Raw genomic sequence first — 20,718 nt, 5'->3', positions numbered from 1 at the left:
CGGTGGTGGAACCACTCCGGGTGCTTGTGCACCCAGGGGTGGTCGGGCGAGCACTGGAGCGCGAAGTCGAGGGCGATCTCCAGGCCCAGTTCCCGCGCCTCGGCCACGAACAGGTCGAAGTCCTCGATGGTCCCGAGGTCCGGGTGGACGGCGTCGTGCCCGCCCTCCGGGGAACCGATCGCCCAGGGCACCCCCACATCGCCCGGCCCGGCGGACAGCGTGTTGTTGGGGCCCTTGCGGTGAGTGGTGCCGATGGGGTGGACCGGCGGCAGGTAGACGACGTCGAAGCCCATCGCGGCGATGGCCGGCAGCCGGCGGGCGGCGGTGCGGAAGGTGCCGTGCGGACGCTCCGGGGTGCCCTCGGAGCGCGGGAAGAACTCGTACCAGGCGCCGTACAGTGCCCGCTCCCGTTCCACCAGCAGCGGCATCGCGGGCGAGGAGGTGATCAGCTCCCGCAGCGGGAAGCGGGCGAGCACCGCGTCCACCTCGGGGGTCAGCGCCGCCGCCAGCCGGACGTCCACCGGCAGCGTGTCGTCCCGCAGCGCCGCCGCGGCGGCCCGGACCACGGACCGGGCGGACCGGTCGGGCAGCCCCGCCGCCGCCCACTCGTACAGCTCCGCGCCCTCCTCCAGGACCAGGCCGGTGTCGAGACCGGCCGGGACCTTGATGCGCGCGGTGTGCCGCCAGGTGGCCAGCGGATCGCTCCACGCCTCCACCCGGTAGGTCCAGCGCCCCGCAGCGGTCGGCGTCACCTCGGCGCCCCAGCGGTCGGTGCCGGGCGCCAGCTCCCGCATCGGCGTCCACGGGCCGGGCCGGCCCTCGGGATCCTCCAGCACGACATTGGCGCCGACCGCGTCGTGCCCCTCCCGGAACACGGTGGCGGTCACCTCGAACGTCTCACCCGCCACCGCCTTCGCCGGACGCCTGCCGCCCTCCACCGCCGGGTGCACATCACGCACCGGAATGCGCCCGATCTCCGGGGTCGTGCTCATCGGTTCTCACCTCCGCCGTTGCTGAAGCCGGGCCGGGGCCCGGACCGGTCTCACACCGCGCCGGAGGGGACCGCGCTCCCCGCCGGGGTCCGCCGGTCCACGACCGACGCCTTCCGTCCGGCCGCCCGGGGCCGCTCGTCCCGTTCCTGCGCATGGGTGACCAGGCCGGCCAGATACCGCTCGGCGGCGTCCGCGGCCTCCCGCGCACACCGCTTCCCCATCAGCACGCACAGGGTGTAACCGGAGTCCTCGAAGACGGCCCGGGCCGACAGGTCGGCGGGCGAGGCCAGCATCGTCCGTTCCCGGTCCCGGTAACGCCGTAGCTGCCGGTCGACCTCGGCTTTCGCAGGTAGCAGCATGGTGCCGTTCCCTTCGGGGCTCGATCACGGGCGATCGAGTTCTTCACACATGGTGCATGGACGGCGACGCAGCGTCTTGTTGGATCTTCAACGACAGTCTCGTGTTGCACGAATGGACTACTGCTCCCACTCTGGAGTGACTCAGAAGCGATACGTGCTCACGCTTCGTGCTCGGGGCCCGTCCCGTTCAGGGACGGGAGGGAGCGGAGCTTCGCGGTGAGGAGCCGACGACGATGAAGAGCGCAGTGCCCTGCTACTACCACCTCGACGTGGAAGTGAGCCCCGAACGGGTCGGCCAGGTCCGGCGCATCCTGGCCGCGCACCTCCGGTTCTGGAACCTGGACAACCTCGTGGACCCGGTCTGCCGGGGCACCGAGATGCTGCTGCGGGCGATCGACGAGCACGCGAGCGACAAGAACACGTCGATAGAGCTGTGGTGGAACGGCCAGCACCTCATCACGGCGGTGGGCGGCAACGACCACGCCCTCCGCCCCGACCAGGACCTCCGCGCCTGCCTGCGGCACCTCGCCGCGACCAGCGACGGCTGGGGCTGCTGCGCCACCGACACCGGGGCCAAGGTCATCTGGTTCTCCCAGCGGGCCCGGGCCGGCGCCCGCGTCCCGCTGGTGGCCAGCGCGCCGACGCCCATCACCCAGGAGGGCCTGGAGGTCCCGCGCGAGATCCTGCCGGTGGCCCGGCTGGCCGCGCCGGGCGCCGCGGGCGGCAACGGCGTGCTGGAGGAGGCCCGGTGACCGCGGCGCGGCCGGACTGGAAGGGGGCGCCCGTCTGGAGCGGGCACCCCTACCCCCTGGGTGCCGTCTACGACGGTCAGGGCACCAACTTCGCCCTGTTCAGCGAGGTCGCCGAACGCGTCGACCTGGTCCTCGTCGACGACGACGGCGCCCACACCACCGTGCCCCTGCCCGAGGTGGACGGCTTCGTCTGGCACTGCCACCTGCCCGGCGTCGGACCGGGGCAGCGCTACGGCTACCGCGTGCACGGGCCCTGGGCCCCGTCCGTCGGCCACCGCTGCAACCCGGCGAAGCTGCTCCTCGACCCGTACGCCCGCGCGGTGGACGGCTCGATGGACAACCACCCCTCCCTGCTGGAACGGGCCGGCGGCCGGCCCGACCCGGCCGACAGCGCCGGGCACACCCTGCTCGGCGTGGTCACCGACCCGTTCTTCGACTGGGGCGACGACCGCCCGCCCAGGCGGCCCTACGCCGACACCGTCATCTACGAGGCGCACGTCAAGGGCCTGACCCGCGCCCACCCCGACGTCCCGCCGGAGCTGCGCGGCACGTACGCGGGCCTCGCGCACCCGGCGGTCGTCGAGCACCTCACCTCGCTCGGCGTGACCGCGGTGGAGCTGATGCCGGTGCACCAGTTCGTGCACGACGGGGTCCTCCAGGACCGGGGCCTCGCCAACTACTGGGGCTACAACACCATCGGCTTCTTCGCGCCGCACAACGGCTACGCCGCCCACGGCACCCTCGGCCAGCAGGTCACCGAGTTCAAGGCGATGGTCAAGACGCTGCACGAGGCGGGCCTCGAAGTCATCCTCGACGTGGTCTACAACCACACCGCCGAGGGCAACGAGAACGGCCCCAGCCTGTCCTTCCGGGGCATCGACAACGCCTCGTACTACCGCCTGGTGGACGGCGACTGGCAGCACTACTACGACACCACCGGCACCGGCAACAGCCTGCTGATGCGGCACCCCTACGTGCTCCAGCTGATCATGGACTCGCTCAGGTACTGGGTGACCGAGATGCACGTCGACGGGTTCCGCTTCGACCTCGCGGCCACCCTGGCCCGGCAGTTCCACGAGGTGGACCGGCTCTCGGCGTTCTTCGACCTGATCCAGCAGGACCCGGTGATCAGCCGGGTCAAGCTGATCGCCGAGCCCTGGGACGTCGGCGAGGGCGGCTACCAGGTGGGCAACTTCCCGCCGCTGTGGTCGGAGTGGAACGGCATGTACCGCGACGCGGTACGGGACTTCTGGCGCGGCGAGGACCACACCCTCGGCGAGTTCGCGTCCCGGCTGACCGGCTCCTCCGACCTGTACCAGCACAGCCGGCGCCGCCCGCGGGCCAGCGTCAACTTCGTCACCGCGCACGACGGCTTCACCCTGCGCGACCTCGTGTCGTACAACGACAAGCACAACGAGGCCAACGGTGAGGACAACGCGGACGGCGAGAGCCACAACCGGTCCTGGAACTGCGGCGCCGAGGGCCCGACGAAGGACCCGGCCGTGACGGAGCTGCGCGCCCGCCAGCAGCGCAACTTCCTGGCCACCCTGATGCTGTCGCAGGGCATCCCGATGCTCTGCCACGGCGACGAACTGGGCCGCACCCAGCGCGGCAACAACAACGCCTACTGCCAGGACAACGAGATCTCCTGGGTGGACTGGCGGCTCACCGGCGGGCAGCGCGGCCTGCTGGACTTCGCCCGGCAGGTCATCGGCCTGCGCGCCGCCCATCCGGTGCTGCGCCGCCGCCGCTACTTCCGCGGCGACACCGTCACGCACGCCGGACAGCCGCTGCCCGACCTGGTCTGGCTCCGGCCCGACGGGCGGGAGATGACCGACGACGACTGGCGGCGGCCGGACGCGCACGCCGTCGGCGTGTTCCTCAACGGCGACGCCATCGCCGAACCCGACCCGTGCGGCCGGCCGGTCACCGACGACTCCTTCGTGCTGCTGCTCAACAGCCACTGGGAGCCGACCGTCTTCCGGCTGCCGGACGCCTCCTACGGCGAGCGCTGGGCGACCCTCGTCGACACCGCCGAACCGGACGGCGCCCCCGACGAGGCGGAGCACAAGGCGGGCACCCGGCTCACCGTGGAGCCGCGCAGCCTGGTGCTGCTGTCCCGGCCGTCCCGGGCCGGCCGGGAGCGGGCATGACGTCAGCGTCCGCGGCGCGTGGTCACCGTGAACCGCGCGCCGTCCGGGTCGCGCAGCACGGCCTCGTCCGGCGCGGCGGCCAGCACGCTGCCGCCGTGCAGTTCGGCGGCCCGGACGCAGGCCGTGACGTCGGCGGTGAAGAAGTGCACCTGCCAGTGCGGCCGCACGGCCGGGTCGGGCGCCGCCTCCAGCGCGCCCGACTCGATCCGGGCCACGACCTCGCCGGCGCTGCGCAGCACCACCTCGCCGCCCTCGTAGCCGACCTCGCAGGCGCCGGGCCGGCCGGTCGCCCAGTCCAGCACCTCGCCGTAGAAGATGGCCGCGTCGAACGCGTCCCGGGTGTGCAGCCGGATGAAGGCGGGCTGGGCGTGCCGCCAGGTCTCCCAGTCGGTGAACAGCTCGCCCTCCCAGACCCCGAAGGCGGCCCCGTCCCGGTCGGCCAGCAGCGCCGCCCGGCCGGGCGGGAAGGAGATCGGGCCGACCGCCGCGGTACCGCCGCGCTCCTGCACCCGCCCGGCCGCCTGATCGGCGCTGACCACCGCGAAGTACGGCATCCAGGCCACCGCCATCTGCCACATCCCGGCGACCGCGGCGATCCCGGCGACCGGCGCGCCGTCCGCCATCGCGATCCGGAAACGGTCGCCGAGCCTGGCCGGTCTCCACTGCCAGCCGAGCACCGCCGAGTAGAACTCCTCGGTGGTTTTGAGATCACGGCTGGTGAGGGTCACCCAGCAGGGGGCCCCGTACACGGAGTGCGTGGAGAGTACGTTCCGCACTCCGGCGGGGGAGGTCATGTCGTGGTTCATGGCAGTCGCGTCCTGGTCTCGTCCACCGGCAGCCACCGGTTCCCCACCAGTGTCCGGCCGGAACCGTCGAGTGCGCCCGCCGAGTACCCCTACGAGACCACCAAAACTACGCGGGTTGACCCCGGACGGCCCAGCGGCGGGCCCGGTGGCAGGGAGCGCGAACCGTGGTGACGATGGATGCGTCGGAGCGACCGGAGGTGACCATGTCCGCAGACGGGGGCCCGGAGCAGCTGGCCGAGCTTCAGGAACAGGTCCGCCAGCTCAAGGAGGCGGTCGTCTCGCACGCCGTGGTCGACCAGGCGATCGGCATGGTGGTGGTGCTCGGCCGGGTGGCGCCCGACCAGGGCTGGCTGGTGCTGCGGGAGGTCTCCCAGCACACCAACATCAAACTGCGCAACGTGGCCGAGCTGATCCTGGTCTGGGGCCGCACCGGGGCGATGCCGCGCGAGATCCGGGCCGCGCTGGAGGACGCCCTGGACCGGCACGGCCCGGTGCAGATCCCGGGGACCGCCGGCTAGCACGGCGGCCGGCACGGCTCAGCGGGTCTCGGCGAGTATCTCCTCGCGGAGCCGGGCGAAGCAGGTGCTCAGCAGCCGGGAGACGTGCATCTGGGAGATGCCGAGCTGCTGCGCTATGCAGCTCTGCGTCATCCCGCGGAAGAAGCGCAGGTAGAGAATGGTCCGCTCGCGTTCCGGCAGCGCCATCAGACAGGGCTGGACGGCCACCCGGTCCACCACCGTGTCGAACGCCGGGTCGAGGCCGCCGAGCGCGTCCCCGAGGGCGTAGCCGTCGGTGCCGGGCATCTCCGCCTCCAGCGACAGCGCGGTGAAGCACTCCAGCGCCTCCATGCCGGTCCGCACCTCGTCGGTGCTCAGGTGCGCGTACGCGCCGATCTCCTCGACGGTGGGCGCCCGTCCCGGCGTGGTCTGGGCCAGCTCCTTGGCCGCCCGGCGCACCCGGTTGCGCAGGTCCTGGACCCGGCGCGGCACGTGCAGGGTCCACATGTGGTCGCGGAAGTGCCGCTTGATCTCGCCGGTCACGGTCGGCACGGCATACGCCTCGAACGCGTGGCCGCGGGCCGGATCGTAGTGGTCGACGGCCTTGACCAGGCCGAGTGCCGCCACCTGGTAGAGGTCCTCCAGGCTCTCGCCGCGGCCCCGGAAGCGGACCGCGATCCGCTCGGCCATCGGCAGCCAGACCTGGATCAGCTCGTCCCGCAGCGCCTTGCGTTCCGCGCCCGGCGGCAGTCCCGCGAGCCGCGCGAAGGCCGCGCCGGTGTCGGGGGCGTCGTCGTGCGGGTGCGGCTTGGTTCGGCCGGCGATACGCATCATGCGCACCTCCCTCGGCAGGGGACACAGCACTCCCAAGGCATTCCCCGGCACACCAGTATCCAAACAAATAATCACATGAGGTGAAATATCGGACGGGTAGTACCGCGGCCGAGGTGGTCTGCCTGTTGATGTTCATCACCGGCGACGTGATGTGCGGCACGTCCGCCGCGGCTGCCGCTCCGGGTCGCCGACCGTTCTTCCTGGGCAGCGCTTGATCGCGAACAAAAAGGGCGAACTCCCTGGCCAGCGAGCATTCCGCGCATTTGACAGTGTACTGAGCACACAGATAGGAAGCAGCTCCAAGAGGTCGAGAGGGTGCACCGTGTACGAGCCGAACGTGGTCGGGGACTGGCAGGAGTACGACGAACACCCCGGACTGCGGGTCCGCGTCCACCGTGTCGAGCCGGGCGAGCCGCCGCGCGGCCGGGACGACGCCGCCGAGGGACTCACCTACTTCCGGCTCCGGGTGACCGTGGAGAACCGCGGCGAGCAGCGCTTCTGCGTCCACCTGGAGGACGGTCAGATCGACGTCCGCCTCGGCCCCGACGGCGAGGGCGCCTTCATCGACTGGCGCAACTCCCAGTTCGTCGAGGGCTTCGACGTCTATCCGCTGCGCCGGGTCACCGCCGTCGTGCACGCGGCCGGCCCGGAGGCCGACCTCGGACAGCTGGACGTGCAGGTGCAGTTGCGGATCGACGAGGAGTGGACCGGCCGGCGGCTGTGGACCGGCGGCGTCGGCCTGGTGGAGAGCCCCGGCGGCGCGTGCCCGTCCGCGGGGCGGGAGGAACTGGAACGGCAGATGACCACGTTCCTCCAGGGACACCCGCAGGACCAGGCCGAGGAAGGAACCGCCTGACTGCCCGACCGACCGCCCGATCCGGCCGGCCCGAAGTCAGTGCGCGATGCCGTCGATGATCTCCCGGGCGCCCTGGCGCAGCAGCGCCACCGCGACCGAGGTGCCCAGGGTGGCCGGGTCCAGCCGGCCCGCCCACTCGTGGGCGTTCAGCCGGGTCTTGCCGTCCGGGGTGAACACACAGGCCCGCAGGGAGAGTTCGCCGCTGCGGTCCACCCGGGCGTACCCGGCGATCGGGCTGTTGCAGTGGCCCTGGAGGACATGCAGGAACATCCGCTCGGCGGTGGCCTCCCGGTGGGTGTCCGGGTGGCCGAGCGCGCTGACCGCGTCGATCAGCCGGGTGTCGTCCTGCCGGCACTGGAGCGCCAGGATGCCCGCGCCGATCGGCGGCATCATCGTCTCGGCGGAGAGCACCTCGCTGATCACGTCGGTACGCCCGATGCGCTCCAGGCCCGAGACGGCGAGCAGCAGCGCGTCCGCCTCCCCGGCGGCCAGCTTCGCCAGCCGCCGGTTGGCGTTGCCGCGGAACGGCACGCAGGTCAGATGCGGGTGGGTGGCGGCCAGTTGGGCGACCCGGCGCACCGACGAGGTGCCGATCCTGGTGCCGGCCGGCAGCTCGTCCAGGGTCAGCCCGCCCGGGTGGATCAGGGCGTCCCGGATGTCGTCCCGCGCCAGGAACGCGGCGAACACCGTGCCGGCCGGCAGCGGCCGGTCGGCCGGCACGTCCTTGACGCAGTGCACGGCGAGATCGGCCGCGCCGGCCAGCAGCGCGGCGTCGACCTCCTTGGTGAAGGCGCCCTTGCCCTCGACCTGCGCCAGATCGCCCAGCCACTTGTCACCGGTGGTCCTGACCGGCACCACCTCGGTGCGCACTCCGGGCAAAGCTGCCGCCAACTCGTCCTGCACGCGGGCCACTTGGGCCAGCGCCATGGGCGAGTCACGGGAGACGACACGGATCAGCTCGGGAGTGGACATGCGGACACGATAGTGCCCGGAGGGGCACCGGTCGCGCACCGCGCACGGTTCAGGCGTTCGGGTCGAAGACGATGCCGGCCGGCTTCGCCGAGGTCAGGTGCGCGGCGAAGCTCGCGTCCTTGAGGCCGAAATTGGCGCTGCCGAAGTCGTAGCCGCTGAGCTTGTCGCGCACGCCCGCCGGGTAGCCGTTCCAGCCGACCAGCGCCGGGTACTGCCAGCTGCCCTTGTGGTTCTCCGGCGGCTCGTCGTTCGCGGTGCCCAGCCGGAAGCAGTGCGTGCTGATGCCGTCCTTGTGGTAGACGACCTTGGCGTGGGTGCCCTCGAAGCGGACCTCGGAGCGCGCGTGCACGGTGAACGAGCCGTGGTTGGAGGTCGACACGTACTCCACGGTGTTGCCCCGCACCCACACCACGACGTGCTCCCAGTCGTGCCGGTGGCCGCCGATGCTGCTGCCCGGCAGGGCCTGGTCCTTCTCGAAGTACAGGCCGTACATGTACGCGCACCAGTCGCCGTCGCACTTGGCGCGCGCGTAGCCGTTGGTGTTGTCCAGGTCGGTGGCGTCCCGGCAGTTGCCGTTGAGGGCGCCGGTCGGGTTGAGGCCGCCGTTGACCGTGCCGTCGGCGCTGATCGCCGGGGTCGGGTAGCAGCCGTCCGTGTCGTAGTCGAAGGCGGGCTGGTAGGCGAGTTCGGCCGGGTCGGCGTTCTGGGGGAGGGCCGGCGGCGGGGCGGCGAAGGCGGTGGCGGGGAAGGCGACGACCAGGGCTATCGCCCCGGCGACCGTGCCGAGCCATCTTCTGCGGCGGGTGGCGGATCTGCTCGACGACACTGCGTCCTCCTCTTGGGCGCAGCCCAACGGCTGTGGGGGGAAGGGGAGTTCAGAATGCCGTCGTTCCTCTTCCGTGCCAAGAGGCGCAGGGCGTCACGGGAATGAAGCGCAGCCCAACAACAGGTCCCCGCTCACACCAGGTCGTCGGGGATGTCGGCGGCCGACTCCGCCGGAGCCAGGTCGGGCCGCAGCCGCAGCCAGGACGGCTGGCGCAGCATGCCCTCCCGGGTCCGGGTGCTGAACCGGACCTCGCCCACCAGCCGGGGCACCACCCAGTGGGCGTCCGGCACCGCCGGCACCGGGTCGAAGGGGCACACGTCGGTGCGGGCGGCCCGCAGCAGCCGGGCCAGCTCGGTGCGCTCCGCCTCGCTCCAGCCGGTGCCCACCCCGCCCACGTAGCGCAGGCGTCCGGCGGCGCGCTGACCGGCCAGCACCGCGCCGGGCAGCCCGGTCAGCCGGCCCCTGCCGGGCAGCCAGCCGCCGATCACCACGTCCTCGCTGCGCATGTTGCGGATCTTGATCCAGGCCCGGGACCGCACCCCCGGCTCGTACATCGAGTCCAGCCGCTTGCACACCAGCCCCTCCAGGCCGTGCTCCCGGGTGGCCAGCAGCGCCCGCTCGCCGTGGCCGACCAGTGCGGTGGGGGTCGACCAGGCCGGCCCGGCCAGCTCCAGTTCCTCCAGCCGGCCGCGCCGCCGGGTGTACGGCAGGGACAGCAGCGGGCGGCTGCCCAGGTGCAGCAGGTCGAAGAGGACCAGGTGGACCGGGACCCGGGCCGCGCGCTCGGCCGCCCGGACCGGCGCGTGCGCCAGGCCCATCCGGGACTGGAGCAGCTGGAAGTCGGCGCGGCCGTCGGCGTCCAGCGCCAGCACCTCGCCGTCCAGCACGGCCGGGGTGGTGCCGAGCACGGTGCCCAGCGGCCGCAGTTCCGGGTAGGCGGCGGTGATGTCCTGACCGGAGCGGGCGCGCAGCAGCACACTGCCGTCCCCGGGCAGGTAGACCATCACCCGCTGGCCGTCCTGCTTGGTCTCGTAGGCCCAGCGCGCGTCCTGCGCCGCGGGCGGCAGGGTGCCGGGCGTGGCGAGCATGGGCGGGATCAGCGGCAGCTCCACGGGGAAGATGTCGACGCCGCGGCGGGCCGCCACGCGCGGCGGCGCCCAGGTTCGCCTGAACGGCGCCGTCCGCCCGGCCCGGCGGCGGGCTGCCGTACTGTACGGGGAACGGCCCGCCGGACGGCGGTGACCTGCGACGATCCAAGGGACCGGGCGGCGCGGGGCGGAACGGCGGTCCCGGCGCGGTGGTGATCATGGCGGGCAGGCCGGTACGGGCGGAACAGGTCGGCGCGACCCGGCGGCTGATCCTGACCACGGCCGAGCGGCTGTTCGCCGAGCACGGGGTGTACGCGGTCTCCAACCGGCAGGTCAGCGAGGCCGCCGGACAGGGCAACAACGCGGCGGTCGGCTACCACTTCGGCACCAAGGCCGACCTGGTCCGCGCGATCGCCCAGTGGCACGCGGCGGGCATCGAGGCGAACCGGGCCCGGCAACTGGCCGCGCTCGGCGCCGCCGCCGGCGTACGGGACTGGGTGGACTGTCTGGTGCGGCCGCTGTACGACCACCTCGCGGCGCTGCCCGGCCCCACCTGGTACGCGCGGTTCTGTGCCCAGGTGATGACCGACCCGGCGCTGCGCCGGATCATGACGGAGGAGTCCTTCGGATCGCCGTCGCTCGGGCGCATCCTCGACGGGCTCTCGCCGTGCCTGCCCGACCTGCCGGCCGAGATCCGGGCCGAGCGGGGCGAGATGGCCCGCCATCTGATCGTGCACACGGCCGCCGAGCGGGAGCGGGCGCTGGCCGAGCACCGGCCGACCGCGCGGGCCAGTTGGCGGGCGGCGGCCGACGGCCTGGTCGACGCGGTCGTGGGCATGTGGACGGCGCCCGTCACCCACCGCCGCTGACCGTAGCGGGGGGATGACGGGCGCCGGGCTCGCGGTGGGTCAGCGGGCGAGGCGGATCTCGGTGAGGGTGTCCTCGGCGGTGCCGGCGCCCGACTTGTCGACCACGTAGGCGGTGCCGTCGGCGACCTCCACGTGGTTGGGGTTGGCGCCGGTGGCGACGGTCTCCTCGACGACGCCCGTCTTCACGTCGACCCGGGTCACGTTGGCGTCGGTGCGGTTGACGACCAGGACGTCGCCGGAGCGCTCGTCGGTGGCCACCGACAGGGCGCCCGCGCCGGTCGCCACGGACTTGGTGGTGGTGCCCGACTTCAGGTCGATCACGGACAGGGTGCCCGAGGTCTGGTCGGCGGTGTAGGCGGTCTTGCCGTTCTTGGACAGCGAGACGGAGATCGGGCCGTCGCCGGCCGCGATGAAGGCGGGGGTGTCGGAGCCGCGCTTCACCTCGATCAGCCGGTCGTTGTTCAGGTCGGCGGCGTAGAGCGTGCCGGTCTTCTCGTTGACGGCCAGGCCGGTCGGGCCGGCGCCGTCGACGGTGACGCGCCGCTTCTCCGTGAGCGACTTGGTGTCGAAGGCGACCAGCGTGCCGTCGCTGAAGCCGCTCGCCCAGACCGTGTCGTGCTTCTCGTCGACGACGATCTCGCGGGCGTGGTTGACGTTCGGCAGGGTGGCGAGGTGCTCGCCGGTGCGCTGGCTGTAGACCGACACCGTGTTGTTTCTGGTGTTGGTGGTCCAGACGGTGTTGTGCTCGTCGTCCACGGCGACGCCGTAGACGGCCTCGACGGCACCGGTGGCGGTGTCGGTGACCGGCGGGGTGATGTCCGACTTGATCGCGAGCGTCTTCGGGTCGACCTTCAGCAGGTGGGACTCGGTGACCGGCGGGCGGCCGACGGCGGCGGTGACCCACAGCACGTTGTTCCGCTCGGAGTAGGCCGACTGGTACAGGCCCTTGGTGAGCTTCGCGGTGCTGACCGTCGAAGAGCTGGTGTGCGCCGAAGCGGTGCCGGCCAGGGTGACGACGCTGCCGGCGGCGACCGCGACGGCGACGGCCGAGGCGACGGCGGTACGGCGGTGGGTGCGGGTACGGGACATGGTGAAGGAACTCCTTGATGGGGAACGGTCGGACTACGGGGAAGTGGCTCTGAAGGGCGCCCGGCGGGCGCCGGTGTCACGCGCCGTGCGCGGGCCGGCCGGCGCGCCGGCGCACGACCATCAGCGTGGTCGCGGCGGCTCCGGCGGCACCCCCGGCCGCGGCGGCCGCCGCGGACCAGGCGATGGTCGCGTAGGAGACGGTGGAGTCGGCCGCGCTGACCAGCGTGCCCGCCGCCGCCGTGTCCGGGGCGGTGGTGGAGGACGAGGACGACGTGTCCGTGGCGGCGGCGGCGTTGACCGTGAACTCCACCTTCAGCGAGGTGGGCGGGTCGGGTGCGAGGAAACGCAGCCAGTGGGCGCCGGCGGAGGTGTCCGCGGGGACGGTCACATCACCCTCGTAGGAGCCGTTCTCGTCGGTCTTCCACTGGCCGAGGATGGCCTCGTCGTCGAGCTTGATCGTGACCTGCTTGCCGGCCGGGAACTTGGTCACCTGGAAGTGCAGCGTTCCGCCGGGCTGCACCTCGCTGGCGGTGATCTCGGCCTTGGCGCCGGCGTCGTTGGTGGCGCTGGCCGGGGCGCCGGAGGCAGCGGGGACGGGGGTCGCGGAGCTGCCCGGGGCGGAGCCGCCGGACGCGGCGGCGGAGCTGGTGCCGGAGGTCACCGTGAAGTCGGCGCGCAGGCTGGTGGGCGGGTTGGGGGCGAGGAAGCGCAGCCAGTGGGCGCCCTTCGTGGCGTCCGAGGGCACCGTGACACTGCCCGCGTAGGAGCCGTCGGAGCCCACGGTCCACTGGCCGAGGATGTCGCTGTCGTCCAGCTTCACGGTCAGCTGCTGTCCGGCCGGGAAGCCGGTCACCCGGAAGGAGACCTTGCCGCCCGCGGCCACCTGGGAGCCGGCGGTGATGGTGGCGGAGGTGCCGGAGGAACTGCCGGTGGAACCCGAGTCCGAGCCGCTGTCCGTGGCGCCGCTCCCGGTGGACGCGCCCGACCCGCCCGACCCGCCGGTCGTCCCCGAGCCGCCGGAGGAGGACGAGGACGACGTGACGGTGAGGTCCGCCTTCAGACTGGTCGCCGGGTCCGGTGCCAGCACGCGCAGCCAGTGCGCGCCCGCCGGGGTCGACTCGGGCACGGTCACCGTGCCGGAGAAGGTCCCGTCGGACCGCACCGCGCCGGTCCACTGGCCGAGGATCTCGCTGTCGTCCAGTTTCACCGTGACGTTCTGGCCCTTGACGAACCCGGAGAGGGCGAAGGACACCTTGCCGCCGGCGGCGACCTTGCTCCCGCTGGTCAGTTTCACCTTCGGCTCGGCGGCCGGAGCGGTGCTCTGCGTGGGCGTGGGCGTGGGCGTTGGCGTCGGTGTCGGCGTGGGAGAGGCGGTGACGGCCGCGGTGACCGTCAGGCTCTCGCTCTTGACGCTCGTCCCGGTCGCCAGGAACCGCAGCCAGTGGCCGACGCCGGCGGCGGTGTCGGCGGGGACCGTCACCTTGTCCGAGACGCTGCCGTCCGCCCCGATGGTGAACTGCTTCAGCAGCGTCGCGTCGTCGAGTTTGACGCTCAGTGTCCCGCCGGCCGGGAAGCCGGTGGCGGTGAACGACACCTCGCCGCCGGCCCGCACCGAGGTCGTTCCCAGGGCGACCGCGGGGGCGGCCGGGGCGGTGTCCGCGGCCAGCGCCACCGTGTCGGTGACACCCGCGCCGTCGGCACCGGCCGCGGCCAGCGGGACGGCGACGAGGGCGCCCAGTCCCAGCGTGGCACCGGCGGTCAGGGCGACCACCCGGCCCAGCCGGGCGCCGGCGGGCGAAGCGGATCTGTCAGAGGTCATGATGGCTGCTCCTGGGCAGGCGAACGTCACCGAAGGACGCTTGAAGAGGAGGCACGTTGGGGGGCGGCTGCGGCCGGCGCGGAAGGCGACGTGCGATCAAGTAAGGTGAGGCTAACCTAATATGAAGATCGTGAGCAGTCAAATGGACCCCACGCACAATCCCTTCACCGGACCGCCGGTCGGCACGGCGACCCGCCCGCCCCGGCTGCCCAGGCCGCACCCGGTGCCGCGGCTGGCGCGGCCGGTCCGGGCGCTGCCGCTGCCGGGCCCCGGCGGTGCCGAGGAGTTCTGGGCGCGGGTCCGCCGCCTCGGCACGCCGCTGGTGGGTCCCGACCCGCAGGGCGGGCCGGAGCACCGCGCGGTGACGTTCCTGTGGCGCGGCACCCCGGCCACCCGCGCCGTCGAGGTGCTGCCCAACAAGCTGGGCGACCCGCGCGAGCCCGCGGGCAACCTGATGGAGCGGGTGCCCGGCACCGACGTCTGGCACTGGACGCTGCGTCTGCGGCACGACTGGCGCGGCAGCTACGACTTCCACGTCGACGAGGGGATCGAGGAGACCGGACCCGCCTACTGGCGGCGGCTGCGCGCCGCCCCCCGCCCCGACCCGTTCAACGACCGGGCCCTGCCGCGCCGCTGGGGCGGCGAGCCGGTGTCGTACGCCGAACTCCCGGCCGCCCCCGACGCGGCCGACTGGCGGCCGCGGCCGGACGTCGCGCGCGGCACCGTCGTCGAGCACCGGCTGCCGAGCGCGCGCCTCGGCGGGGACCGCCGGGTCTGGCTGTACGCGCCGCCCGGCCCACCGGCGCCGGCCGCCGGGCTGCCGGTGCTGGTGCTGCTGGACGGCGAGCACTGGGGACCCCGGCTCGGCCTCGCGCACCTGCTGGACAACCTGATCGCCGACGGACGGCTGCCGCCGCTGGCCGCCGTGCTGCCGGAGGCCGTGGACGAGCCCACCCGCTGGGCCGAACTGAGCTGCCGGCCCGGGTACGTCGCCCACCTCGCCGACGAACTGCTGCCGTGGGCGGCCGGGCGGCTCCCGCTCAGCGCGGACCCGGCCCGCACCGTCGTCGCCGGGCAGAGCCTGGGCGGACTCACCGCCGCGTACGCCGCGGTGGCCGCCCCGCACCGGTTCGGCAACGCCCTGGTCCAGTCGGGCTCGTTCTGGTGGCCGGCCGGGGACGACGCCGAGTGGCTCACCCGGACCCTCGCCGCGGTGCCGCGGCTGCCGGTGCGGTTCTGGCTCTCCTTCGGCGAGCAGGAGTGGGTGGCCCTCCCGGCGGCCCGGCGGCTGCGCGACACCCTGCGGCGGCTCGGGTACCACGGTTCCTCCTACCGGGAGTTCAACGGCGGTCACGACTACCTGTGCTGGCGCACCGAACTGGCCGACGGGCTCGTGGCGCTGCTGGGCCGCTGACCCGGGCCGCCTCGCGCGGGCGGCGGCCCGGCCGGTCGCCGCGCCGCCGCCGCGCGCCTCACCCCGCCGCCGCCACCCGGCGCAGGCACGCCGGGTGCGGGGCCGGGCCGAAGCGCACCGTCCACCCGGCCGGCACCGCCCGCCACACCGGCCACAGGGACCGCAGCCCGCCCGCGTTCTCCAGCACCAGATGGCTGTCCCCGCCGCCCGGACCGTCGTCGGCGCCGGCGTCGAAAGGGCTCAGCGTGTCGGGGGTCATGCGTCCAGCTCCTTCAGCCGGGCGGCCAGCACCGCCGCGATGTCGTCGAGGTACCGGTCCCGCATCAGCTGCGGATGGGTGCAGTCCAGATCGAGGTTGACGATCTCCCCGGTCACGTGCGGCCGCCACGCCCGCCTGGTCAGCCAGTCCTCGGCACGCGGCGCGGCGGCCGTGAAGAACAGCACGTCACCGTCGTAGACCCGGTGTTCGTGGGTGCGCATCATGCGGGCGTGGTTGGGGACGATGTCGACGATCCGGGACAGGGTGCGGTCGGTGAGTCCGGCCAGCGGGCTGCCCGCCGCGCGCAGGGTGGCGAGGACGTCCTCGCGGGTGCGTTCGGTGGTGCGGTCGAAGCCCGCCATGCGCAGCACGGCGGTGAGCGCGTCGCCCTCCTCGGGTGCGGGCCGCTCCCGCCACTGCTCGGACGGGAACGCGTCCAGCAGCGCGAGCAGCGCGACCTCCTCGCCGGCCTCCTGGAGCAGCACGGCGACGGTGTGCGCGAGGACCCCGCCGACCGACCAGCCCAGCAGCCGGTAGGGGCCGTGCGGCTGGACCTCGCGGATACGGGCCGCGTAGTCCTCGGCCTCCTCCTGGAGGGTGCGGGGCAGTTCCGCGTCGCCGGTCAGACCGCGGGCCTGGAGCCCGTACACCGGCTGCCCGGGGCCGAGCCGCGCGGTCAGTCCCGCGTAGCACCAGGCCAGCCCGCCCGCCGGGTGGATGCCGAACAGCGGCGTGCCCTCGCCCTCGGCGCGCAGCGGCAGTACGACGCCCAGCGCGTCGTCGGAGGCGGGCGCGGCGGCGTCCAGGCGGGCCGCCAGCGCGGCCGGTGTCGGCGCCTCGAACAGCGAGCCGATGGTCAGCTCGGCGCCGAACTCCTCCCGGACCCGCCCGACCAGCCGCACCGCGAGCAGCGAGGTGCCGCCCAGGTCGAAGAACGCGTCGTCGGGACCGACCCCCTCCGCGCCCAGCACCTCGGCGAACAGGCCGGTCAGAGCCTCCTCCCGGGCGGACGCGAAGGGCCGCGCCCCGGTGCCGCCGGCGAACACCGGGGCGGGCAGTTCGCGGCGGTCCAGCTTGCCGTTGGGGGAGAGCGGGAAGGCGGCCAGCGCCACCACGGCCGCCGGGACCATGTGCTCGGGCAGCTCCCGGGCCAGCGCCGTCCGGATCTCCACCGGGTCCGCGCCGCCGGTCACATACCCGACCAGCCGGTCCTCGCGGACCAGCGCACAGGCCGCCTCGACCCCGGGCAGCGCTGCCAGCGCGGCCTCGATCTCGCCCAGTTCGATGCGCTGGCCGCGCAGTTTGACCTGGTGGTCGGTGCGGCCCAGGTACTCGACCTCGCCGTCGGCCGTCCAGCGGGCCAGGTCGCCGGTGCGGTACATCCGGGTGCCCGCCGGGCCGAACGGGTCGGCGACGAACCGGGTCGCGTTCAGCTCGGGCCGGCCCAGATAGCCGTCCGCGAGCTGCGCGCCCGCCAGGTACAGCTCGCCCGGCACCCCGGGCGGGCAGGGCTGGAGGGCGGCGTCCAGGACGTGCAGCCGGGTGTTCCACACCGGCCGCCCGATCGGCACCGGACCCGAGTCCGCCGGGTCGCAGGCGTGGTACGTGACGTCCACGGCGGCCTCGGTCGGCCCGTACAGGTTGTGCAGCCCGACGCCCGGCAGCGTGCGCGCGAAGGCGGCCGCGGTCTCCCGGGGCAGCGCCTCGCCGCTGCAGAACACCCGGCGCAGCGGCCCCGCGCACCCCTCGGCCTCCGGCGCGCCCAGGAACACCTGGAGCATCGACGGCACGAAGTGGCAGGTGGTGATCCCGCGTTCGCGGATCAGCCGGGCCAGGTACACCGGGTCCTTGTGCCCGCCGGGCTCGGCGACCACCAGCGTCGCGCCCTCGCGCAGCGGCCAGAAGAACTCCCACACCGACACGTCGAACGACGACGGCGTCTTCTGCAGCACCCGGTCGGCCGCCGTGAGCCCGTACTCCGCCTGCATCCAGCGCAGCCGGTTGTCGATCGCCCGGTGCGGCACCACGACGCCCTTGGGGCGGCCGGTGGACCCGGAGGTGTAGATGACGTACGCGGGGTGCGCCGGGGTGAGCGCGCGGGCCGGGTCGGTCCAGGCGTATCCGGAGGTGTCCAGGCCGTCCAGGACCACCAGTTCGGTGCCGGTGTCCGCGGGGAGCCGGCCGGCGCGGTCGGTGACCGCGCACACGGGCTCGGCGTCGTCGAGCATGTACGCCAGCCGCTGCGCCGGGTAGTCCGGGTCCAGCGGCAGATAGGCGGCGCCCGCCTTCAGCACCGCGAGCAGCGACACGATCAGCTCCACCGAGCGCGGCACCGACACCGCCACCACCGTGCCCGGCCGGGCGCCGCGGGACTGCAGGTGCCGGGCGAGGCGGTTGGCGCGCGCGTTCAGCTCGGCGTAGGTGAGCGCGGTGTCCTGGAAGACCAGCGCGGTGGCGTCCGGGGTGCGGGCGGCCCGGGACTCGATGGGGCCGATCAGGGTGGTCGGCGGCAGGGCCCGCTCGGTGCGGTTGAACTCGTCGACCACCAGGGCGTGTTCGGCCGGGGTGGCGATGGTGTGCACGGCGAGCGGGGACTGCGGGTCGGTGCCGGCCAGCCGGTCCACCAGGTGCAGGAACCGCTCCTGGTGGGCGGCGAGGTCCGGCTCCGCGTACAGCGCCGGGTTGCCGTCGTGGTCGATGCGCAGCCCGCGGCCGTCGGCGCGGTCGTAGATGTTGACGGTGAGGTCGTCCACCGGGCCCGCGGACAGGTTGCGGGCGCGGGCCGGGGCGCCGGCGAAGTCCACGCCGTAGTCGAACGGCATGACGTTGACCAGCGGGCCGACCAGGGCCCGGCTCTCGCCGAGCAGGCCCAGGTCGCGGCGGATGTCCTCGTAGCGGTAGCGCTGGTGGCGGCGGACCTCGCGGATGCCGAGCACCACCTGCCGGACCAGCTCCGCGAAGGTGGCGTCCGGGGTGACGGTGAGCCTGAGCGGCAGCACGTTCATGACCATGCCGGGCACCCGCAGCGCCACCGACCCCATGCGGCCCATCATCGGCAGGCCGAGCACCACGTCGGTGCGGGCGGTGGCGCGGGCGGTGTACAGGGCCTGCGCGGCGATCAGCACGTCCGGCCAGGTGGCGCGCAGCCGCTGCGCCAGCTCCTTCAGCCGCTCGGTGGTCGCCGGGGAGAGGTGGGCGGTACGGCGGTGGAAGGCACGGGACGGCAACGCGCCGCGGCCGGCCAGCCGGGGGGCCTCGGGACGGTCCCCGAACGCCTGCGTCCAGTGCGCCCGGTCGGCCTCGAAGGCGGCCGAGGAACGGTAGGCGGCGTCGTCCGCGACCAGATCGGCCAGGGTGCCGAAGGAACGCGGCGGGGGCTCCTCGCCCGCGGCCAGCGCCGAGTACACCTCGGCGGTGCGGCGCACCAGCAGCGAGTAGCCGTAGCCGTCCATGACGAGGTGGTGGATGCGCTGGTACCACAGCCAGCGGTCGGCGCCGACCCGGAACAGGGCGTGCCGGAACAGCGGCCCGGTCGCCAGGTCGAACGGCTCGGCCAGGTCGGCGCGCATCCACGCCTCCGCCTCGGCCGGGGTGGCCGCCTCCCGTACGGTGAGCGGCGGTTCGACGGAGTGCGCGAGGTGCTGCCGGGGCCCGTCCGGGGTGTCCTCGACGCGCACCCGCAGCGTCTCGGCCTCCGCGGCCACCCGGCGCAGCGCCCGGGCGAACAGGGCGGCGTCCAGCGGCCCGTCGATCTCCAGGCACTCGGCGGTGTTCTGCGCCGGGCTCAGCGGATCGAGGGCCTGCGCGAACCACATGCCCGACTGGGCCGCGGTCAGCGGCAGTACGGCGGCCGGGGCCGCTGTGTCGACGGGGGCGGTCATGCCACCCCCAGCAGCGGTGCCCAGACCTCGATGGCCGGCTGCTCGGCGAGGTCCGCGAAGTCGGCCTTGACGGCGTGCTCGCGGCGCCAGCGCTCCAGGAGCGCCATGATGCGGACCGAGTCCAGGCCGTAGTCGACGAGGTTCTCGTCCACAGGTATGTCCGCCACGTCCTCGCCGAGGCAGTCGGCGACGTCGGTACGGATCTGATCGACGCTGAGCGCCATGCCTCAGACCTCCTTCAGGAGTGTGTCGGTGGTGGTCACGACCGCGCAGCGGCCGGCCGCGTAGCGCAGGGCCAGGTCGTGGTCCGCGCGGGAGAAGTCGGCGACCGCGTCGGCGACGACGAACGCCTTGATGTCCCGCTGCCAGGCGTCGACGGCGGTCATCAGCACGCCGATGTGCGCGTACACCCCGGCGATGACGATCTGGTCGCGGCCCTTGTCCCGCATCAGCTCGGCCAGTTCGGTGCGCACGAACGCGCTGTACTTCCACTTCGTCAGCACCGTGTCGCCGTCCTGCGGGGCGACCGGCTCCGGCGTGGCGAGCTTCGCCGGGTCGTCGGCGACGCCGGGACCCCAGAAGTCCAGCTGGAGACCGCGCTGCTCGGGGGTCTGGCCGCCGCGCTGGGCGGAGTAGACGACCGGGACGCCGAGCCGCCGGTACGCGGTCAGCAGCCGCGCGGTGTTGGCGAGCATGCCGGTCAGCGGCTGCTCACCGGCCGGGAAGGCGCCGAGGAAGTGCTGTTGCAGGTCGTGCACGAGCAGGACGGCACGCGCCGGGTCCACGGTCCAGGACACGCGGTTCTCGGGGAGTTCCGCCGGTGCCGGGAGCGGATAGGGGGCGATGGCGGGAAGTGCCATGGGGGGAGTCCTCTCGGATGCGGTCAGGACTGTTCGGCGGCGGACCGCAGCTGCTTCTTGCTGATCTTGCCCACGCCGGTCTGCGGGAAGGCGGCCACGAACTCGACGAGGTCGGGGACCTTGTAGGCGGCGATGCCGCGCTCGCGGACGAACCGCTTGACGGCCACCGGCTTCAGCGGCTCGGCGTCCTCGCGCAGGATGACGTAGGCCAGCGAGCGTTCGCCGAGGTACTCGTCGGGTACCGCGACCACGGAGACGTCGTGGACGGCGGGGTGGGCGAGGATGATGTTCTCGACCTCTTCGGGGGCGATTTTCTCGCCGCCGCGGTTGATCTGGTCCTTGGCCCGGCCTTCGACGACGAGGTGGCCGGTGGGCAGGCGGCGGACGATGTC

At 73.7% G+C, this 20,718-nt stretch carries 19 protein-coding genes and 1 pseudogene; 6 read left to right on the top strand and 14 right to left on the bottom strand.

The genetic code is table 11. From position 1 onward, the window contains the following. On the bottom strand, positions 1 to 992 hold a 992-nt coding region (locus AB0G32_RS38845; RefSeq protein ID WP_361175203.1), incomplete at its 3' end, for a maltotransferase domain-containing protein. A gap of 50 nt (positions 993 to 1,042) precedes the next feature. Beyond that, entirely contained in the window at positions 1,043 to 1,351 is a 309-nt protein-coding gene (locus tag AB0G32_RS38840; protein ID WP_361175200.1) for a DUF5133 domain-containing protein, read from the bottom strand. 233 nt (positions 1,352 to 1,584) lie between these two features. Between AB0G32_RS38840 and AB0G32_RS38835 the strand changes: the two genes are divergently transcribed. Beyond that, entirely contained in the window at positions 1,585 to 2,103 is a 519-nt protein-coding gene (locus AB0G32_RS38835; protein ID WP_361175197.1) for a pep a2, read from the top strand. Beyond that, entirely contained in the window at positions 2,100 to 4,256 is a 2,157-nt protein-coding gene (gene glgX, locus AB0G32_RS38830) for a glycogen debranching protein GlgX (RefSeq protein ID WP_361175194.1), read from the top strand. The genes AB0G32_RS38835 and glgX overlap by 4 nt, the downstream gene beginning before the upstream one ends. 2 nt (positions 4,257 to 4,258) lie before the next feature. On the opposite strand, the gene AB0G32_RS38825 is transcribed toward glgX, so the two are convergent. After that, positions 4,259 to 5,062, bottom strand: coding sequence for a VOC family protein (locus tag AB0G32_RS38825; RefSeq protein WP_361175191.1), 804 nt, complete (start codon positions 5,060 to 5,062; stop codon positions 4,259 to 4,261). 203 nt (positions 5,063 to 5,265) lie between these two features. On the opposite strand from AB0G32_RS38825, the gene AB0G32_RS38820 reads away from it, so the two are divergent. After that, a complete protein-coding gene (locus AB0G32_RS38820; RefSeq protein WP_361175188.1) occupies positions 5,266 to 5,580 on the top strand; it encodes an ANTAR domain-containing protein in 315 nt (104 codons plus the stop codon). An 18-nt stretch (positions 5,581 to 5,598) separates the two neighbouring features. Here AB0G32_RS38820 and AB0G32_RS38815 read toward each other — a convergent pair whose 3' ends face one another. Then, entirely contained in the window at positions 5,599 to 6,390 is a 792-nt protein-coding gene (locus tag AB0G32_RS38815; RefSeq protein WP_361175212.1) for an RNA polymerase sigma factor SigF, read from the bottom strand. A 325-nt stretch (positions 6,391 to 6,715) separates the two neighbouring features. Here AB0G32_RS38815 and AB0G32_RS38810 point away from each other — a divergent pair, with 325 nt between their 5' ends. Further along, entirely contained in the window at positions 6,716 to 7,249 is a 534-nt protein-coding gene (locus AB0G32_RS38810; protein WP_361175185.1) for a hypothetical protein, read from the top strand. Positions 7,250 to 7,285: 36 nt separating this feature from the next. Here the strand turns inward: AB0G32_RS38810 and hemC are convergent, their stop codons facing one another. The 3 genes from hemC to AB0G32_RS38795 all read right to left on the bottom strand — a co-directional run bounded on the left by hemC (position 7,286) and on the right by AB0G32_RS38795 (position 10,159). Next, positions 7,286 to 8,221 carry a hydroxymethylbilane synthase gene (gene hemC / locus AB0G32_RS38805; protein WP_361175182.1) on the bottom strand — a complete coding sequence of 312 codons (936 nt, stop codon included), beginning with the start codon at positions 8,219 to 8,221 and terminating at the stop codon, positions 7,286 to 7,288. A gap of 49 nt (positions 8,222 to 8,270) precedes the next feature. Then, the gene (locus AB0G32_RS38800) at positions 8,271 to 9,047 is read right to left on the bottom strand and encodes an NPP1 family protein (protein ID WP_361175179.1); all 777 of its coding nucleotides are present in this window, start codon (positions 9,045 to 9,047) and stop codon (positions 8,271 to 8,273) included. Positions 9,048 to 9,178: 131 nt separating this feature from the next. Then, a complete protein-coding gene (locus AB0G32_RS38795; RefSeq protein ID WP_361175209.1) occupies positions 9,179 to 10,159 on the bottom strand; it encodes an ATP-dependent DNA ligase in 981 nt (326 codons plus the stop codon). A 194-nt stretch (positions 10,160 to 10,353) separates the two neighbouring features. Here AB0G32_RS38795 and AB0G32_RS38790 point away from each other — a divergent pair, with 194 nt between their 5' ends. Beyond that, positions 10,354 to 11,004, top strand: coding sequence for a TetR family transcriptional regulator (locus tag AB0G32_RS38790; protein ID WP_361175176.1), 651 nt, complete (start codon positions 10,354 to 10,356; stop codon positions 11,002 to 11,004). A 39-nt stretch (positions 11,005 to 11,043) separates the two neighbouring features. On the opposite strand, the gene AB0G32_RS38785 is transcribed toward AB0G32_RS38790, so the two are convergent. Together AB0G32_RS38785 and AB0G32_RS38780 are read right to left on the bottom strand one after the other, a co-directional pair. Then, on the bottom strand, positions 11,044 to 12,093 hold the full coding sequence (locus tag AB0G32_RS38785; RefSeq protein WP_361175171.1) for a YncE family protein: 1,050 nt from the start codon (positions 12,091 to 12,093) through the stop codon (positions 11,044 to 11,046). 76 nt (positions 12,094 to 12,169) lie between these two features. Beyond that, positions 12,170 to 13,912 (bottom strand): hypothetical protein, encoded by a 1,743-nt coding sequence (locus tag AB0G32_RS38780; RefSeq protein WP_361175168.1) that lies wholly within the window; start codon positions 13,910 to 13,912, stop codon positions 12,170 to 12,172. 142 nt (positions 13,913 to 14,054) lie between these two features. On the opposite strand from AB0G32_RS38780, the gene fes reads away from it, so the two are divergent. Next, positions 14,055 to 15,326: an enterochelin esterase gene (fes, locus tag AB0G32_RS38775; RefSeq protein WP_361175206.1), complete on the top strand. Its 1,272-nt coding sequence runs from the start codon at positions 14,055 to 14,057 to the stop codon at positions 15,324 to 15,326. A gap of 58 nt (positions 15,327 to 15,384) precedes the next feature. Here the strand turns inward: fes and AB0G32_RS38770 are convergent, their stop codons facing one another. The 5 genes and pseudogenes from AB0G32_RS38770 to entE form a co-directional block, all read right to left on the bottom strand. Further along, complete coding sequence (locus AB0G32_RS38770) at positions 15,385 to 15,585, bottom strand: MbtH family NRPS accessory protein (RefSeq protein WP_361175165.1); 201 nt, start codon at positions 15,583 to 15,585, stop codon at positions 15,385 to 15,387. Beyond that, a complete protein-coding gene (locus AB0G32_RS38765) occupies positions 15,582 to 19,466 on the bottom strand; it encodes an amino acid adenylation domain-containing protein (protein WP_361175162.1) in 3,885 nt (1,294 codons plus the stop codon). The genes AB0G32_RS38770 and AB0G32_RS38765 overlap by 4 nt, the downstream gene beginning before the upstream one ends. Beyond that, entirely contained in the window at positions 19,463 to 19,690 is a 228-nt protein-coding gene (locus tag AB0G32_RS38760; protein ID WP_361175159.1) for a phosphopantetheine-binding protein, read from the bottom strand. Before AB0G32_RS38760 ends, AB0G32_RS38765 begins: the two co-directional genes overlap by 4 nt. 3 nt (positions 19,691 to 19,693) lie before the next feature. Continuing rightward, positions 19,694 to 20,326, bottom strand: coding sequence for an isochorismatase family protein (locus AB0G32_RS38755; protein ID WP_361175156.1), 633 nt, complete (start codon positions 20,324 to 20,326; stop codon positions 19,694 to 19,696). 23 nt (positions 20,327 to 20,349) lie between these two features. Then, a pseudogene (entE, locus tag AB0G32_RS38750) lies at positions 20,350 to 20,718 on the bottom strand (2,3-dihydroxybenzoate-AMP ligase); the annotation flags it as partial.

Source organism: Streptomyces sp. NPDC023723, from assembly GCF_040639815.1.
Taxonomy (GTDB): Bacteria; Actinomycetota; Actinomycetes; order Streptomycetales; family Streptomycetaceae; genus Streptomyces.
This window is presented reverse-complemented; position numbering and strand designations above follow the sequence as displayed.

Excerpts from the sequence above, each read along its gene's own strand:
- AB0G32_RS38840 (WP_361175200.1), bottom strand. The coding sequence starts at position 1,351 with ATGCTGCTACCTGCGAAAGCCGAGGTCGACCGGCAGCTACGGCGTTAC.
- AB0G32_RS38835 (WP_361175197.1), top strand. The coding sequence starts at position 1,585 with ATGAAGAGCGCAGTGCCCTGCTACTACCACCTCGACGTGGAAGTGAGC.
- AB0G32_RS38825 (WP_361175191.1), bottom strand. The coding sequence starts at position 5,062 with ATGAACCACGACATGACCTCCCCCGCCGGAGTGCGGAACGTACTCTCC.
- AB0G32_RS38820 (WP_361175188.1), top strand. The coding sequence starts at position 5,266 with ATGTCCGCAGACGGGGGCCCGGAGCAGCTGGCCGAGCTTCAGGAACAG.
- AB0G32_RS38815 (WP_361175212.1), bottom strand. The coding sequence starts at position 6,390 with ATGCGTATCGCCGGCCGAACCAAGCCGCACCCGCACGACGACGCCCCC.
- hemC (WP_361175182.1), bottom strand. The coding sequence starts at position 8,221 with ATGTCCACTCCCGAGCTGATCCGTGTCGTCTCCCGTGACTCGCCCATG.
- AB0G32_RS38790 (WP_361175176.1), top strand. The coding sequence starts at position 10,354 with ATGGCGGGCAGGCCGGTACGGGCGGAACAGGTCGGCGCGACCCGGCGG.
- AB0G32_RS38785 (WP_361175171.1), bottom strand. The coding sequence starts at position 12,093 with ATGTCCCGTACCCGCACCCACCGCCGTACCGCCGTCGCCTCGGCCGTC.
- AB0G32_RS38780 (WP_361175168.1), bottom strand. The coding sequence starts at position 13,912 with ATGACCTCTGACAGATCCGCTTCGCCCGCCGGCGCCCGGCTGGGCCGG.
- fes (WP_361175206.1), top strand. The coding sequence starts at position 14,055 with ATGGACCCCACGCACAATCCCTTCACCGGACCGCCGGTCGGCACGGCG.
- AB0G32_RS38770 (WP_361175165.1), bottom strand. The coding sequence starts at position 15,585 with ATGACCCCCGACACGCTGAGCCCTTTCGACGCCGGCGCCGACGACGGT.
- AB0G32_RS38765 (WP_361175162.1), bottom strand. The coding sequence starts at position 19,466 with ATGACCGCCCCCGTCGACACAGCGGCCCCGGCCGCCGTACTGCCGCTG.
- AB0G32_RS38760 (WP_361175159.1), bottom strand. The coding sequence starts at position 19,690 with ATGGCGCTCAGCGTCGATCAGATCCGTACCGACGTCGCCGACTGCCTC.
- AB0G32_RS38755 (WP_361175156.1), bottom strand. The coding sequence starts at position 20,326 with ATGGCACTTCCCGCCATCGCCCCCTATCCGCTCCCGGCACCGGCGGAA.